Annotated in this window: 8 protein-coding genes; 5 read left to right on the plus strand and 3 right to left on the minus strand. The window is 56.0% G+C overall.

The genetic code is table 11. From position 1 onward, the window contains the following. Positions 1 to 598 precede the first annotated feature (598 nt). The 5 genes from GQB03_RS23495 to GQB03_RS23070 all read left to right on the plus strand — a co-directional run bounded on the left by GQB03_RS23495 (position 599) and on the right by GQB03_RS23070 (position 14,181). Entirely contained in the window at positions 599 to 9,646 is a 9,048-nt protein-coding gene (locus GQB03_RS23495) for a cadherin-like domain-containing protein (RefSeq protein WP_159692296.1), read from the plus strand. A gap of 20 nt (positions 9,647 to 9,666) precedes the next feature. Continuing rightward, positions 9,667 to 10,305 (plus strand): hypothetical protein, encoded by a 639-nt coding sequence (locus GQB03_RS17905; RefSeq protein WP_159692298.1) that lies wholly within the window; start codon positions 9,667 to 9,669, stop codon positions 10,303 to 10,305. A gap of 283 nt (positions 10,306 to 10,588) precedes the next feature. Further along, positions 10,589 to 12,286, plus strand: a complete 1,698-nt coding sequence (locus GQB03_RS17910) for a type I secretion system permease/ATPase (RefSeq protein ID WP_159692300.1) — start codon at positions 10,589 to 10,591, stop codon at positions 12,284 to 12,286. Further along, positions 12,283 to 13,602, plus strand: coding sequence for an HlyD family type I secretion periplasmic adaptor subunit (locus GQB03_RS17915; protein ID WP_200832283.1), 1,320 nt, complete (start codon positions 12,283 to 12,285; stop codon positions 13,600 to 13,602). Before GQB03_RS17910 ends, GQB03_RS17915 begins: the two co-directional genes overlap by 4 nt. 438 nt (positions 13,603 to 14,040) lie before the next feature. Beyond that, positions 14,041 to 14,181 (plus strand): hypothetical protein, encoded by a 141-nt coding sequence (locus tag GQB03_RS23070; protein ID WP_200832284.1) that lies wholly within the window; start codon positions 14,041 to 14,043, stop codon positions 14,179 to 14,181. Positions 14,182 to 14,533: 352 nt separating this feature from the next. On the opposite strand, the gene GQB03_RS17925 is transcribed toward GQB03_RS23070, so the two are convergent. The 3 genes from GQB03_RS17925 to GQB03_RS23570 all read right to left on the minus strand — a co-directional run bounded on the left by GQB03_RS17925 (position 14,534) and on the right by GQB03_RS23570 (position 15,473). Then, positions 14,534 to 14,863, minus strand: a complete 330-nt coding sequence (locus tag GQB03_RS17925; protein ID WP_159692304.1) for a hypothetical protein — start codon at positions 14,861 to 14,863, stop codon at positions 14,534 to 14,536. A gap of 8 nt (positions 14,864 to 14,871) precedes the next feature. Continuing rightward, positions 14,872 to 15,300 carry an ankyrin repeat domain-containing protein gene (locus GQB03_RS17930; RefSeq protein ID WP_235027123.1) on the minus strand — a complete coding sequence of 143 codons (429 nt, stop codon included), beginning with the start codon at positions 15,298 to 15,300 and terminating at the stop codon, positions 14,872 to 14,874. Positions 15,301 to 15,380: 80 nt separating this feature from the next. Further along, a complete protein-coding gene (locus GQB03_RS23570) occupies positions 15,381 to 15,473 on the minus strand; it encodes an integrase core domain-containing protein (RefSeq protein WP_407644549.1) in 93 nt (30 codons plus the stop codon). Positions 15,474 to 15,479: the final 6 nt, after the last annotated feature.

The raw sequence follows: 15,479 nt of genomic DNA on the forward strand, positions 1-15,479 counted from the left end.
GCTTTCGGATCTTCTGAACTGGAGCAATCGACCCAAAGTTGTCTGCCACCGTACATAAATGCGAGCGTCGGGTAACCCAAACAAAGGGGTCCGAAGAGCAGAAACCCATCCAGTGACTTCATCCCTACTTGAGCCGTGCTACGAATCGGCTGTGGGACGCGAATTACTCAGCAATTTTCGCGATTCGCGCTGCGCATCTTCGTCGAATTCGATCAACTCGTCACACCAACACCCCGTGTCGAGAAATTTTACACAGCGACATTGCCTGGATGCACACGCCATATCCTAAGTAGTTGCCCTGCAAGAATATAAACGAGTTGGCATAGTACATGCTTTATGCAACTGAATGTTTCGTAAGCACTCGATTCAACGACGAAATCGGTCGAGAGCATTTCGCCCGGGTGACGTTCCGCACGGGCAATCGAAATTTCATACGTGAAGCTCGTGGCCCGGGTCCCCAAGGGAGAATCGAAATGCATCAACACCCGTTGATCGAAGTAGCCCCTCCTGCCGCATCAAATTAGACCCGTAGCATCTACCCCACTCGAGTACCGACATACATAGACCCTGACCGTTGCTTTTGGAGCGTGAATAGATCATGGCAGATATTCCCGGAACGAATTTCGACGATGCACTTGACGGAACGCTTGGCGACGACAAGCTGACCGGTCTGGATGGCAACGACATTCTCAATGGTCTGGAAGGTAATGACACGCTCCTGGGGGGCAGCGGCAACGACGTGCTCGACGGCGGAGCGGATAATGACACGCTCGATGGTGGGGATGGAGACGATCGGCTAGTCGGCGGCACAGGTGAGGACACCTTGGTCGGAGGTGACGGAAACGACCGCCTCGAAGACACTGACCGAGAGAACAACACGCTCATTGGCGGAGCCGGCAATGACACGCTTCTGGGTTCGGGCACGCTCGACGGTGGCGCCGACAACGACACGATCACCCTCTATGGTTCGTCCTCATTTTCAAGTACCGCTGACGGTGGCGATGGCAACGACAATCTGACCTACGTCGGCGGGGGAACCAACGACGTCATGTACGGCGGCGCTGGCAATGACACCTTATACGTCAGCAGCAGCGGGTACCCCGTGACGCTCGATGGCGGCGATGGCGATGACTCGCTCTCCGCGCAGAGTCGCTACAACAGCAGTGAAACGATGATCGGCGGTGACGGAAACGACACAATCCGTAGCTACTACGGAGACGACGTTTTGCTGGGAGGTGCTGGCAACGACTACCTCGACGGCGGTTACCAAAACGACATTCTCAGCGGTGGCAGTGGTGACGACACGCTCATCGGTGGCGTCGGTAACGACGATCTCGACGGCGGCGATGGTGACGACCTGCTCAATGCTGGTTCGGGCAACGACATCATCGACGGCGGCGCCGACAACAGCGGTTCGGGAACTCTAGGCGATATCGCAGTTTTTTCTGGAGACCGGAACACATATGTAATCACCCAGGACCACAGCGATTCGAGTGCCCTTCGGGTGGTATCGACAATTGGCGGCGAAGAGAACCTGGTCCGCAATGTCGAAGTGCTTCGATTCTCAAATGGCGATTACGAGGTCGCGTCCCTGGACCTTGGTGAATACCAGGTTGGCACAGATAACGACGATGCGCTGACGGGAACGGCGTTCGACGACGTGCTGGTCGGCGGAGCTGGCAATGACACTCTCGCCGGCGGCGAGGGACGCAACCGCATGCTCGGCGGTGAAGGCAATGACACGCTGACAAGTGGCGCCAGCGATGACTATCTCAATGGCGGATCAGGTGAAGACACGCTCGTCGGTGGCGACGGGAATGACCGGCTCGAAGACACAGATCGAGAGAACAACACGCTCATTGGCGGAGCCGGCAATGACACCCTCCTGGGCTCGGGCGCACTCGACGGGGGAGCCGACAACGACACGATCACCCTCTATGGCTCGTCCTCATTTTCAAGTACCGCTGACGGTGGCGATGGCAATGACAATCTGACTTACGCCGGCGGGGGAACCAACGACGTCATGTACGGCGGTGCTGGCAATGACACCTTGTACGTCAGCAGCAGCGGGTACCCAGTGACGCTCGATGGCGGTGACGGCGACGACTCACTCTCCGCACAGAGTCGTTACAACAGCAGCGAAACGATGATCGGTGGTGACGGAAACGACACCATCCGAAGCTACTACGGAGACGACGTATTGCTGGGTGGAGCTGGCAACGACTATCTCGACGGCGGTTACCAAAACGACACTCTCAGCGGTGGCAGTGGTGACGACACGCTGATCGGAGACGTCGGCGATGACAGCCTCGGCGGCGGCGATGGCGACGACCTGCTCAACGCGGGCTCGGGCAACGACACTATCGACGGCGGAGACGACAACAGCACTTCAGGAACGTTGGGCGACATCGCAATTATCTCCGAGAGTATCAGCCAGTTCGTGATTGTTAGAGACACGACCGACCCCGATGCCATTCAAGTCAGACGTCTGAATGGTTCAGAAATTGACGTTATCAAGAACGTCGAAATTCTCCGCTTCAATGATGGCGATATCGACATATCGACGCTGAACTCGGGTGAATTCGTTGAGGGGACGTCGGGCGAAGACAGTCTCTCTGGCACTGACGGAGATGATTTGATCGATGGCGGGGCTGGAAACGACACGCTCACAGCCGGCCCGGGGATTGACGTTTTAGTCGGTGGCGCAGGGGATGATCTGCTTGAAGGCCAAAACGACGATATCGCCTACTTTTCGGGGTCGAGTGCTCAATTTTCCTGGTTCAAGATCACCAGTGGCCCCTACGCCGGTGGGTGGCAAGTTGCAGATATCACTGCCAATCCGACATTAGGCGTCGATATCGTGGTTGGCATTTCAACCCTGCGATTCACGGACATTGATGTTCGTATCGGCCCAGTGCCTGGGAAGGTCATCGAAGGCACAAACTTCGACGACGCACTGGACGGAACGCTTGGTGACGACACGCTGAGCGGCCTTGATGGCAACGACATTCTCAATGGTCTGGAAGGTAATGACACGCTCCTGGGGGGTAGCGGCAACGACGTGCTCGACGGCGGAGCGGATAATGACACGCTCGATGGTGGGGATGGAGACGATCGGCTAGTCGGCGGCACAGGTGAGGACACCTTGGTCGGAGGTGACGGAAACGACCGCCTCGAAGACACTGACCGAGAGAACAACACGCTCATTGGCGGAGCCGGCAATGACACGCTTCTGGGTTCGGGCACGCTCGACGGTGGCGCCGACAACGACACGATCACCCTCTATGGTTCGTCCTCATTTTCAAGTACCGCTGACGGTGGCGATGGCAACGACAATCTGACCTACGTCGGCGGGGGAACCAACGACGTCATGTACGGCGGCGCTGGCAATGACACCTTATACGTCAGCAGCAGCGGGTACCCCGTGACGCTCGATGGCGGCGATGGCGATGACTCGCTCTCCGCGCAGAGTCGCTACAACAGCAGTGAAACGATGATCGGCGGTGACGGAAACGACACAATCCGTAGCTACTACGGAGACGACGTTTTGCTGGGAGGTGCTGGCAACGACTACCTCGACGGCGGTTACCAAAACGACATTCTCAGCGGTGGCAGTGGTGACGACACGCTCATCGGTGGCGTCGGTAACGACGATCTCGACGGCGGCGATGGTGACGACCTGCTCAATGCTGGTTCGGGCAACGACATCATCGACGGCGGCGCCGACAACAGCGGTTCGGGAACTCTAGGCGATATCGCAGTTTTTTCTGGAGACCGGAACACATACGTAATCACTCAGGACCACAGCGATTCGAGCGCCCTTCGGGTGGTATCGACAATTGGCGGCGAAGAGAACCTGGTCCGCAATGTCGAAGTGCTTAGATTCTCAAATGGCGATTACGAAGTCGCCTCCCTGGACCTTGGTGAATACCAGGTTGGCACAGATAACGACGATGCGCTGACGGGAACGGCGTTCGACGATGTGCTGGTCGGCGGAGCGGGCAATGACACTCTCGCCGGTGGCGAGGGACGCAACCGCATACTCGGCGGTGAAGGCAATGACACGCTAACGAGCGGCGCCAGCGATGATTATCTCACTGGCGGATCAGGTGAAGACACGCTCATCGGTGGCGATGGGAACGACCGGCTCGAAGACACAGACCGAGAGAACAACACGCTCATTGGCGGAGCCGGCAATGACACCATCCTGGGTTCTGGCACGCTCGACGGCGGCGCTGACAATGACACCATTACCCTTTACGGTTCATCTGCATTCATTGGTATTGCCGACGGCGGAGATGGAAATGACAACCTGACCTACGTCGGAGGTGGAGCAAGCGACATCCTTCGTGGCGGAGCTGGAAACGACACGTTGTATCGCAGTGGTACCGGAGCCGCCGTGACTCTTGATGGTGGTGATGGCGACGACAACATCTACTCACAAAATAGCTATAACACCAGCGAAACGATGATCGGTGGCGACGGAAACGACACCATCCGCAGCTACTACGGAGACGACGTATTGCTGGGCGGGGCTGGCAACGACTATCTCGACGGCGGTTACCAAAACGACACTCTCAGCGGTGGCAGTGGTAACGACACGCTGATCGGTGGCGCCGGCAACGACGTCCTAGACGGCGGTGAAGGCGACGACCTGCTCAACGCGGGCTCGGGCAACGACACCATCGACGGCGGAGACGACAACAGCGCTTCGGGAACATTGGGCGACATCGCGGTCTTCACTGGCGCACGTACAAGCTATTCCGTCGTCGGAGACGCGGTCGGTCTGACGATTTACGACAACCGGTTGAACTCCCCGGACGGCACGAATCGTGTCGTCAATGTCGAAACGATTCGGTTCGCGGATGGCGACGCAAATGTCGCGACGGACTTCGTGGGCCTCATCATCAACGGCACGCCTGGCGACGACAATGGCGCGCCGGGCAATCCGGACGCGCTCATCGGCTCCATTTTGAATGATCAGATATACGGCCTGGCAGGTAACGACCTGCTGGTCGGTTTGCAAGGTATCGACCTGCTGGTCGGCGGTGATGGCAATGACATCCTTCGTGGGGACGAAGGCACGGACACACTCCTCGGCGGCACTGGCGATGACGTGTTGTATGGAGGCAACCAGGACGACGAACTTTCCGGTGGTGATGGCAGTGATTACCTGTTCGGAGAATCCGGTGAGGACGATCTCTCAGGCGGCGATGGTGACGACCTGCTCTCCGGGGGCATAGGCGATGACGCGCTGGACGGCGGGGCCGGCACTGGCGACATCGCCGTCTTCGAACGGGTGCGCGCAGACTATGTGGTCACCGCTGACGAGAACGACGCCACCCTTCTCCGCGTCACTACGCTTGACGGGACCGAAGAAGACACGGTCAGGAACGTCGAGATTTTTAGATTCTCCGACGGCGACTACCCGCTTGCCGCGCTCGGCATTGGTCTCTACATCGTCGGGTCGGATGTCGACGATGCAATTACCGGCACCGACCAGGGTGATGTCGTGCTGGCGCGATTTGGTAACGACCAGGTCGATGCCGGCGACGGCAACAACCGTATCCTCGGTGGTGACGGCAACGACGTCATCTCGAGTGGTTCCGGTGATGACTTCATCCTTGGCGGCAACGGCAACGACGCGATATCAAGCGGCGCCGGCGCCGATACGATCATCGATACGGAAGGCGCCAATACGATTGACGCCGGCGCAGGTAACGATTTCATCGATGCCAGTGGAAATATCGCCGGTGGCGCGGGCGATGACGCGATTGTGTACCGTTGGCTCACCGGCGCCACCGACGACCTTGTCAGTGGCGGCGACGGTAACGACAGCATCACCATTCTGAGCTCCACCGGCCCGCTGGCCAATCTCACCTTCGAAGGCAATGCCGGCGACGATGTCATTCAGGCGTCAAGCGCGAGCGGAACGGAGCGCATGTTTGGCGGCACAGGCAATGACACCTTGTCGTCAGGCGGCGGAGATGACCATCTCAGTGGTGACGAGGGCAATGATGTCCTCGATGGCGGCACAGGCAATGACACATTGCTCGGTGGTACCGGCGACGACCGGCTGTTTGGTGGCGATGGTGATGACAGCTTAAGCGGCGGCGACGGCGACGACGAGTTCTTCGGCGGCGCCGGCAATGACCGGATCGATGGGGGCGCAGACAACAGCAGCCTGGGAACGAGCGGCGACACCGCCTACTTCTCAGGACAGCGCGGCCAATATTCGGTCGTGCTCGGTGCTGAAGGGATCGACGTCTACGACAACCGCCTCACGTCACCGGACGGCGTGGACCGTCTGACAGGCATTGAGAGCATCGTGTTCTCGGATCTGACACTGACCTTCGACTCATCAATCTCAGGACTTGTGGTCACCGGCACACCCGGCGACGACGATGGACTGCCTGGAAATGCATCAAAACTGATCGGCACCAAGCTGGACGATCGAATCTTCGGTCTTGCCGGCAATGATGTGCTTATCGGCGACGAAGGCGCTGATTTCCTGACAGGAGGCTTTGGCGCAGACATCTTTGAAGCGAGCATCTCAGCCATCAACGGCGACGTGATCGAAGATTTCGGCGCGCCCGATGTGCTTCGAGTGACCGATGCCAATCTGAGTGCGACTAATCTTCAGATCTCCACTGGCGCCGCTGCAACCGTCATTGGTATTGACGTGGATCTTGATGGCACAGCCGAAAGCACCTTCACCATGAAGGGCGCTTTCTCCGCCGGCGACCTAATCTTTTCGACCTCACCGTCGGGTGGAACGCTCATCTCATTGGTGAATACGGGCGGCCCAACGGCTTCGGGCTCCGAGATCACTGTACTTCCCGGCACAAGCACACCCCTCTCGGAACTGTTCGCCTGGAGTGACCCCGACGGTATCGATGACGTTTTGACGTTTTCGGTGGTAGATCAGACGACAGACGGAGGTTACCTGACTTTTGATGGGGTACAGGTTAGTCAAGCAGAAGGAAACACTATTTCGGATATATCCATATCCGACATTGAAAAGTGGGCGTTTACTTCGGGGGCAGATGGAGAGGTTGACGAAATTGCCCTCTATGTTGTCGACTCTCAAAATCACCTATCAGACGTAGCAACTTCCTATATACAAAGCGATCAATCGGTCTCACAACCAAAGTATGACGAAGTCCCACATTATCTTCTTGAATATTTCGCAAAAGAAATAGCCTATAGAAATCAGAACACAAGCACTGCAGGGCTGAACGAACTAAGCTCCGGCGCTTTAGTACTCCGTCAACAGGGTGATACCGTTCACAACGGTAAAGCATTGGACGCAAATGGAAATATTCTGGTCGATTTTGGTGCATCATCATTTCTCGATGGCTGGACGGTAGATGAAGTCTTTGAATACGGGACGTTTCGTGCAGTTGCATTAACGCATGAGAGTTACGCTTCAGTCATAGCTGTTCGAGGCACGGCAACCGGATTTGCTGACTGGAAAGAAAACTTCAGATCGACAGGCGTTGGTCTTCAAGAACTTTCCGATGCCTGGGAAACATCAGGTCTAAAGTCATGGATGGTCACGCACGACAAAAACATTGCATTAACTGGGCATAGTCAAGCAGGTGCGCAAGCGCAACTAATTCTCCTTCTATCTCAATCTATGCAAGACGAAGTATCGATTTCACAATTGGATACTTTCAACTCAGCAGGCCTTTCAGCAGCGCAGGTAATTGCATTCGATGCAAACTACGTAGAAGCCATTTCGATCAATCATGCCATTTCATCTGGCGATATTGTATCTCTAACAGGCGACGGTTTTGTTTATGGAGATGTTTATTACTACGACTTTTCGGCAATCAACCCTGGGTTTCTGAAAAGCATTGCCGAATGGCACACGGGCCACTGGGTTTACGTCGATCATGACGACCCTGCAAGTGATCTAACTCGTCAAATGACGAGTTCTCAATTCGTCAGCTTTGAGTTAGATGGCGTCAATCCATATGCAAGCAATCCAAATTACCATACTAGTTTTCATCAGATTGATGGAGTTGGAATCAACGAGATAAACAATCCATTATTCGGATATTTTGATAATTACCCTGGTGTCGATGGCGATTTTCCTACTAGGTTAATTTCCTTTGAAGAGCAGGTCGAATTTGCAGTAACTATCTTTAGCACGCTTACAGCTTTGGCAGCAGGGACGCTGAGCGGCGGCTTGTCATTGGCTGCGACTTCAGCAATTCCTGGTAGCCTAACCATATTCAACGAATATCTCGATTCTCCTGATGCAATACATAACCCAGATAGTGCCATCGACTTTCTTGATGTATTTAAAGTATTCGGTACTCGTGAGAGTGTTGAGCATTTAAGAGAAACCTACGGTCCCGGTTTATTCTCATTTGTAGAAACTTTTTTTGTCAGAGTCTGGGATATCTGGAGCGGAATTTTTGAATTTTCTGGTCAATCTATCCTTGCGATAGGTAAGGCAATACAAAATGTGCTGTTAACGACAGCAGAATTCATTGCAGACCTTGTTTCAGCTACTGGAACGGCTGTCACCTCTGTCTTTGACAAAATGGCGGATTTGGTGGAGAGCGTCGATTCTTCAAGTTTGGTGGCGGCATCAATTGTCTCTGCAGATAAATACAAAGAACTAATTTATGAGACCGAAGGGAATGTTATTTACAGTATTAACGATAGCGATGCAGCTATTGAACTTGCCCACGATCAGCACCTCATCGTTGGATCCTTAACGACGCTAGACGGTCTGCACGTCGTTAATTTTGGCATTAAGGATGAGGTCTTTGTTGCTGCAGCACAGTTCGAAGCAGAAGAGCTTCAGCGAAAAAAAGGTTCGGCCATCTTAAGCTACGATGCTGACAACGATGGCGTGAATGACATGACAATCACACTAGAAGGAAACTTTCGCCTAGATAGTTTTGTTGTCGAAAATGTTGCCGACGGAACCTTTATCCGCTACCTGGGAAACGAAACGCCGATTGCTGCCAATGATATTTATGAGACGTCCGAGTCATCAGCAATTGTGATCGAAAGTCTGCTACGAAACGACATTGACATAGATGGTGACGCTTTAACTGTATCTGACATCGATCTAAGCGAAACCCGCGGACTTGTGACCGACAATGGCGACGGTACGTTCAATTACGATCCAAATGGCGCCTTCGATTTGCTGGAAGACGGAGAAGTCGCAACCGACTCTTTCTTCTATTTCGTGACAGATGGCGTCGACACAGTACGCGGAACAGTCGAAATTTCCATTACCGGAGAAAGTAATCCGACCCCTGCCATCAACACATTGGTTGGCACATTGGGCAGTGACAACCTGATGGGCACTTCCGGCGCAGACGCGATCTACAGTCTGGGTGGCGACTACGACCGAATGACTGGCGGTGCGGGTGCCGACGAATTCATCTTTGGTGCGGAGGCGTCAAACGGCCGCAGAGAGCGCGACGTCATCATGGACTACGAGGTGGGTGTCGATTCGATTGTCTTGATTGATGGCGCGACGGTGGGGTCAGTGCGCGCGAGCACGGGTGGTGCCGTGATCTTCCTGGAAGGGGACGGTGATGCGATTTATGTGCGCGGCGATGGGGTCACGGACCACAATTTGACGATCTTTGCCGATGCAGAATTTGATTTTGGTTGATTCAGGGAAGTTGAAAAAAAATGAAAAACAGACTGGTGAGTATTATTTTCGCGATTGCCTCGATTCTTGTCATGCCGGCATCAGCAGCGTTTGCTGCACCGTTGGGACTAGCGACACAGGCTCCAACGATTCAATCTAGCTTTGCCTTCATTGATTTCTTCGAATTTTTTGGTGATGGTGATCTCTCGTCGTTCGGCGCTGCAGTGGATTCTACAAACGGCGTGTCTCCGAATGGCTTTGCCGAGATCGGGTTTGGTATCGGTTTCAACCTTGCCGACCCGACGACAGGCGCGACGGGCGGGTTTGATGTTTTCGATGACGATGGATTGTTCCTGGGCGGTAACCTGAAGTCTGTGGGGTTTTCTGAAAATGTGATCGAGCTTGAATTCGACAATCTGGTGGGTGCCGGTGCAGCGGCGTTTAATTCTTCGGTGCTGATGCGTATTGCTTTTGATGATGTGCTTGGCCCAGACCCCTTTAGCGGACTGGTCGATGGCAACCCCTACACCGGGTCACTCTCGATCTCGAATGTAGCCAATACGGGCACAGTGCCAGTGCCGGCGACGCTGGCGTTGCTTGTCCCTGCTTTCGGCGCGTTGGTCTGGTCTCGCAAGCGTGCGCACCATGGCGTAGTGATCCGCGACATTCAGGTCTCGTAGTCGTAGCTTGTTGGGGTAACTGAGTCGGTCCGGTTGCTGGCTTTGCTCCGGCGAAGTCGCCGCCTGTGTGCATTGAAACGTACGCGCAGGCCCGAGGCTTGACCAGAATACGCATGACATGGGCGCCGACCATTCGCCCGGAAATCGTTGCTTGTATTCAGAAGCCCTGACCCTTTTACGCGGAATGGCACCAATCACTCACGTCGATGGGTGCTTTTCGGTGTCCGCGTAACTCATCGTCAGTGCATATTGCTTACCACTACCTTCCGGCAGTCCTTCATCTATGAGCAAGAGTGACCTACACCATCCACTCGCCAAGGGGTATGCGCAGGCGCGCTCTGCGCTGATTGCCGTCGGCGTTTTCAGCCTGTGCATCAACCTGTTGATGCTCACATCGCCCCTTTACATGCTGCAGATATACGACCGGGTGCTCGTGTCGCGGAGCGTCGATACGCTACTCTTGTTGTCTGTCGTGGCGCTGGGTGCACTCGTCATACTCGGGGTTCTAGAGACGCTGAGGGCTCGCGTTCTGGTGCGTGTCGGCGCACGTTTCGACATTTCAATTTCCGAGGCAGTTTTTGAAAGCGTCATGAAAAGCGGCGCCGGAGCCCAACCGCTGCGTGATCTGGAGACCATCCGTACGTTTCTGACCGGGCGCAGCCTGACGGCCTTGTTTGACGCGCCATGGACGCCCCTCTACATCGCCTTGGTTTACGTGCTCCATCCCTGGCTTGGTCACGTGTCCCTCGTTGGTGCTGTCATGTTGTTCGTTATTGCGCTGATCAATGAATCGGCCACGCGGGACATTCTGAAGAAGTCGACGGGGCAGATGATGCTCGCCAATCAATTTGTCGAAGCCGGCAGTCGAAATGCCGCGTCAATTGAAGCGATGGGCATGGTCTCCGGACTGAGCAAGGTGTGGCATCGTTGGCACGATGCAGGGCTTGCCTTTAATGCGGTCGCGACTGATCGTGGGGGGGCAATCGGCGGCGTGGCTAAATTTGTACGCATTACAGTCCAGATTGCGATTCTGAGCGTCGGTGCTTTCCTTGCGATCAACGAGATCACGACCGCCGGGGTGATGATTGCCGCTTCGATCATTACCGGCAGAGCACTTGCCCCGCTCGAATCTGCGATCTCGGGGTGGCGTTCTTTTCTTCAGGCGCGAGACGCAAGATCGCGCCTCTATGATCATCTTGAACAGTATTCCGGGACCGACGAACCGATGGCGCTCCCGCCCCCATCCGGCCGTCTTGTATTCGAGAATGTCTTTGCCGCCCCTCCGGGTGTCAAGAAGCCCGTACTCGCAGCAATCAGCTTTGATATCCAACCTGGCACAACCGTTGGTTTGACTGGACCCAGCGCAGCAGGCAAGTCAACCTTGGCTCGATTGATCGTTGGCGCATGGAAGCAACTGTCGGGCGACATCAGACTCGATGGTGCTGAATTTTCGCATTGGTCCAAGTCTCTCCTCGGACCCCACATCGGTTACCTCCCACAGGAAGTCGAGCTTCTGCCCGGGTCTGTTGCGCAAAATATCGCACGCTTTGGTCAGGCTGATGCTGATCTGGTTGTTGATGCAGCAAAGCTGGCAGGTGCTCACGATACGATCCAGCAGTTGCCTAATGGATACGAAACGATGATTGGCCCCGGCGGCGTCAATCTGTCCGGGGGCCAGCGGCAGCGAATCGGTCTGGCGCGTGCTTTTTATGGCCGCCCGGCGCTGGTGGTGCTGGATGAGCCCACTTCAAACCTGGATGCAGTGGGTGAATTCTCTGTACGGGCAGCCATTGCAGAACTCAAGGCTAACGGTCACACGGTTGTCGTTGTCGCACACCGGCCATCGCTTGTCGGTGGCGTCGATAAGATGATGGTGGTTCAACAAGGCCGATTGACTCATTTCGGCCCGACGGCAGAGGTCATGCCACAAGTCACCCGGAGACCAACACCCCTGGAGCCATGCACGGAGGTCTCACTGTGAGTAATGCGGCCGAGTTCGCCACTCCTGCACTGCCTACCGACCCACGCGGGACAATCCTGGCAGGATTCGCTGTGATATTGCTGTTTATCGCAATTTTCATCGGATGGGCATCACTGGCGCCTCTCGCGGAAGCTGTCGTTGCCAGCGGGTCGATAAAGGTCGATTCGAGTCGGAAGCAGATACAGCATCTGGACGGCGGAATAGTGAAAGAAATATTGGTCCGAGACGGCGACCGAGTGCACCAAGGGGATGTCTTGGTGCGGCTTGACGAAACAAGAGCTGCCGCGACCGTAGCAATTCTAAGAGATGGTTACGACGCTGCTATCGCGCAAGAAGCGCGTTTGCTTGCTGAGCGCGATCAAACCGAAACGCTTGTTTTTCCCGACGCTCTGACAGGGCGCGGTGACGAAGTCAAAGTTTCAAGCATCATGAAGTCTCAGCGCACGCTCTGGGAAGCGCGTCGTAGTGAGTTGCATGGCGAGGTCCAGATCATCCAGAAGCAAGTGCGTCAACTGCGCGATGATATTGCCGGATACCGAGAGCAGATTGCGGCAAAGCAGCGAGAGCTTTCATTCGTCGACGATGAACTCAAGAGCATGCGCTTGCTTCGAGAGAAAGGCATGGTGGGCAAGCAGCATCTGCTTGAACTGGAGCGCGAGATCGCAAAGCTCGAAGGAGAACGTGCGGAGTTGAAGTCCCGGATCAGTTCCGCCGAGACAGAGATCTCGCGCAAGGAACTGGAAATCTTCCAGGTGGGGAAGACTTTTCATCAAGGGGTGGTCAACGAACTCAAGCAGGTCCAGTCCACCACTCTCGATCTACGTGAGCGATTAAACGCAGCGGAACACGTGTTTGGCCAAACCGAAATGCGTGCCCCTGTGGACGGGATTGTCGTTGGCAGTGGCGTACATACCATCGGTGGGGTGGTATCGCCAGGCGCTACGTTGCTCGAGATCGTCCCGGCAAACGACAAGTTGATCGTAGAGGCCAAAATCAACCCGCAAGATATCGACAAGGTCGTCGCCGGATTGCCGGCGGCAATCAAATTGACAGCGTTCAATCAGCGCACGACCCCCGAGTTAAACGGTGAATTGCGCTACGTGTCGGCCGACGTGCTCCAAGACCCTCAGAGCAAATCGTTCTACTACGTTGCGCGAATCGAAGTTCCAGAGGAAGAAGTTGCACGACTTGGAGACAAACAACTGCAGCCTGGGATGGTCGCTGAAGTATTTGTGCGAACTGGCGAAAGGACAATGGCGGAGTACTTGCTGCAGCCGTTACGAAATAGTTTCCGCCGGGCCTGGTTGGAAGAGTAAAGCGGCCCGTTTGTCTGCCCGTGCGACGTAACTTGAACGTAGCGCGGGGTGATCTGGATAGGTTGGTACCTAACGCCGAATTGGTGCACGTAAGTCAGCTTTCTCCCGTGGAAGCGGTCAATCAAGTGCCAAAAAGAGGGCCAGGGTGAATGTCGGCTGGTGGCCGAAAGCTCCTATTCACTTTGAACGACAGTAACCTGCCGTTCATAGGGCAATCCCGAGCAGAAAGATTCCGGGTGTGGATTCGGTAGAGTTCGGAGGCAGGGGCAAGGCTGGTCAGTTGCTATCATCCACCGCATTCCCACCTCTCTTTTTAAAACCAATATGTGTCGAAAACGAGCTGATCTATTCCCTTTTTCAACAGAAATGCACCGCTGGGGCAAGACTGTTGAAGTGTGCATTTACCGCATGCCTGATACAGGTTGGACTCTGTAAGTCGTGGATCAGTACAACGACTCAACTGTCTGGGACGGTGAGTTCAAAACCGATCAAGAGGCCTTCGACCTGTTCCTTGAGGAGGTCGAAGCGAAAGGTGTAGAAGCGATGATTGGCCCGGAGCCCGGATCGTCAACGCATTGATATGAAGAGCCGCACAGCCGCCCGCCGGCAATGGCGAAGCCGAGCCGGCACCCCCTTCCCCTTCTGCACCGCCGAGTGCAGGCCGTGGCCGGCGGGAATTGTCGCGTCGCTGTCTGAGCCCGCAGGGCGAGTTTCGACGCGACCCGCCGGACGCGGACGGAGCGAGGGAACCGGCGAAGCCGGCGGTGCGGCAGGGGGCGCTTCTTTATCCACCTTTCTGGTCGCCACAAGAAAGGTGGTCGCCCGCCGGGGCGAAACCCGGCCAATCACCGTCAATCGGCGGCACGCGCCAAATCGAACAGCAAAAAAGAAAAACCCTGGACCCCGGCGTTCGCCGGGGCGACGACGACCCTCAGGCCGCCACCATCAGATCGAAATGCGTCCCCAGGATCGAAATGAGATGCGCAAGGTCGATGTTTTCTTGCGACAGCGGCACCTGCGCGAGCTCGGCTTCGCCGGCTTCCGGAAAGGACAGCTCGATGCCGTAGCGGCCGCTGGCCTGGCCGTAGGTGTAGACGAAGGCCGACAGGCGCGGCTCTTCGGGGAGTTCCAGGCCGAGGCCTTGTTCGTCATCGCGCCAGCCATCCGCAACACGCACGTCGCCACGGGCGATCGGTGGGCGCAGGCAGTCAAGCAGGCGGGTCAGGCTACGGTGCTTGGGGGTCAGGACGGATTGCGACATGGGACACCTCATCGAACAGTGTGACGGAGAAGATTCAGGCATTCGCGGCTTGCCGCCAGGTGGACGGCACGGGCGTCGTCGAAATTTCTTATCAGCGGATCGGCTCCAAGCTCGAGCAGGGCCGAGACGAAATCGGGTTTGCTGGCCGAGGCGCAGTACATCAGCGCCGTCGCCCCCATGTCGTTGCGGTTGTCGAGATTGATTCCCGCGGCGGCGAGCCGGCGCAGCAGCGCGTGATTGCCCGATACGCAGGCAAGCCACACGGCGTTGTTGCCGTCCATGTTGCGCAGGTCGAGGCTCACGCCTGCAGCGATCAACTCCGCCACCAGCGCCTCGTCGCCCAGCAGCGCGGCGCGCATCAGCGGGGTCAGGCCGTGTTCGCGGGGCGCGTCGAGGTCTTCGACATCGAAGCCGAAGCGGGCGATGAACGCGCGCAATGCGTCGCTTGGCTCCACCGCGCGTGGCGGCCGGGCGCGTGCCGCGCGGCGATGTATTGACCCAGCAAATCCTGCACAGGTCACGCCACTAATGTAAATGCCTGAGCGGGCGTTTTCATATCCAGGGCCTGATGCGGCCGCTGGTGGTTGTAAAACTGGATCCAGTCGCCAATGACACG

The sequence above is a fragment of the Cognatazoarcus halotolerans genome (assembly GCF_009800965.1).
Classification (GTDB): Bacteria; Pseudomonadota; Gammaproteobacteria; order Burkholderiales; family Rhodocyclaceae; genus Cognatazoarcus; species Cognatazoarcus halotolerans.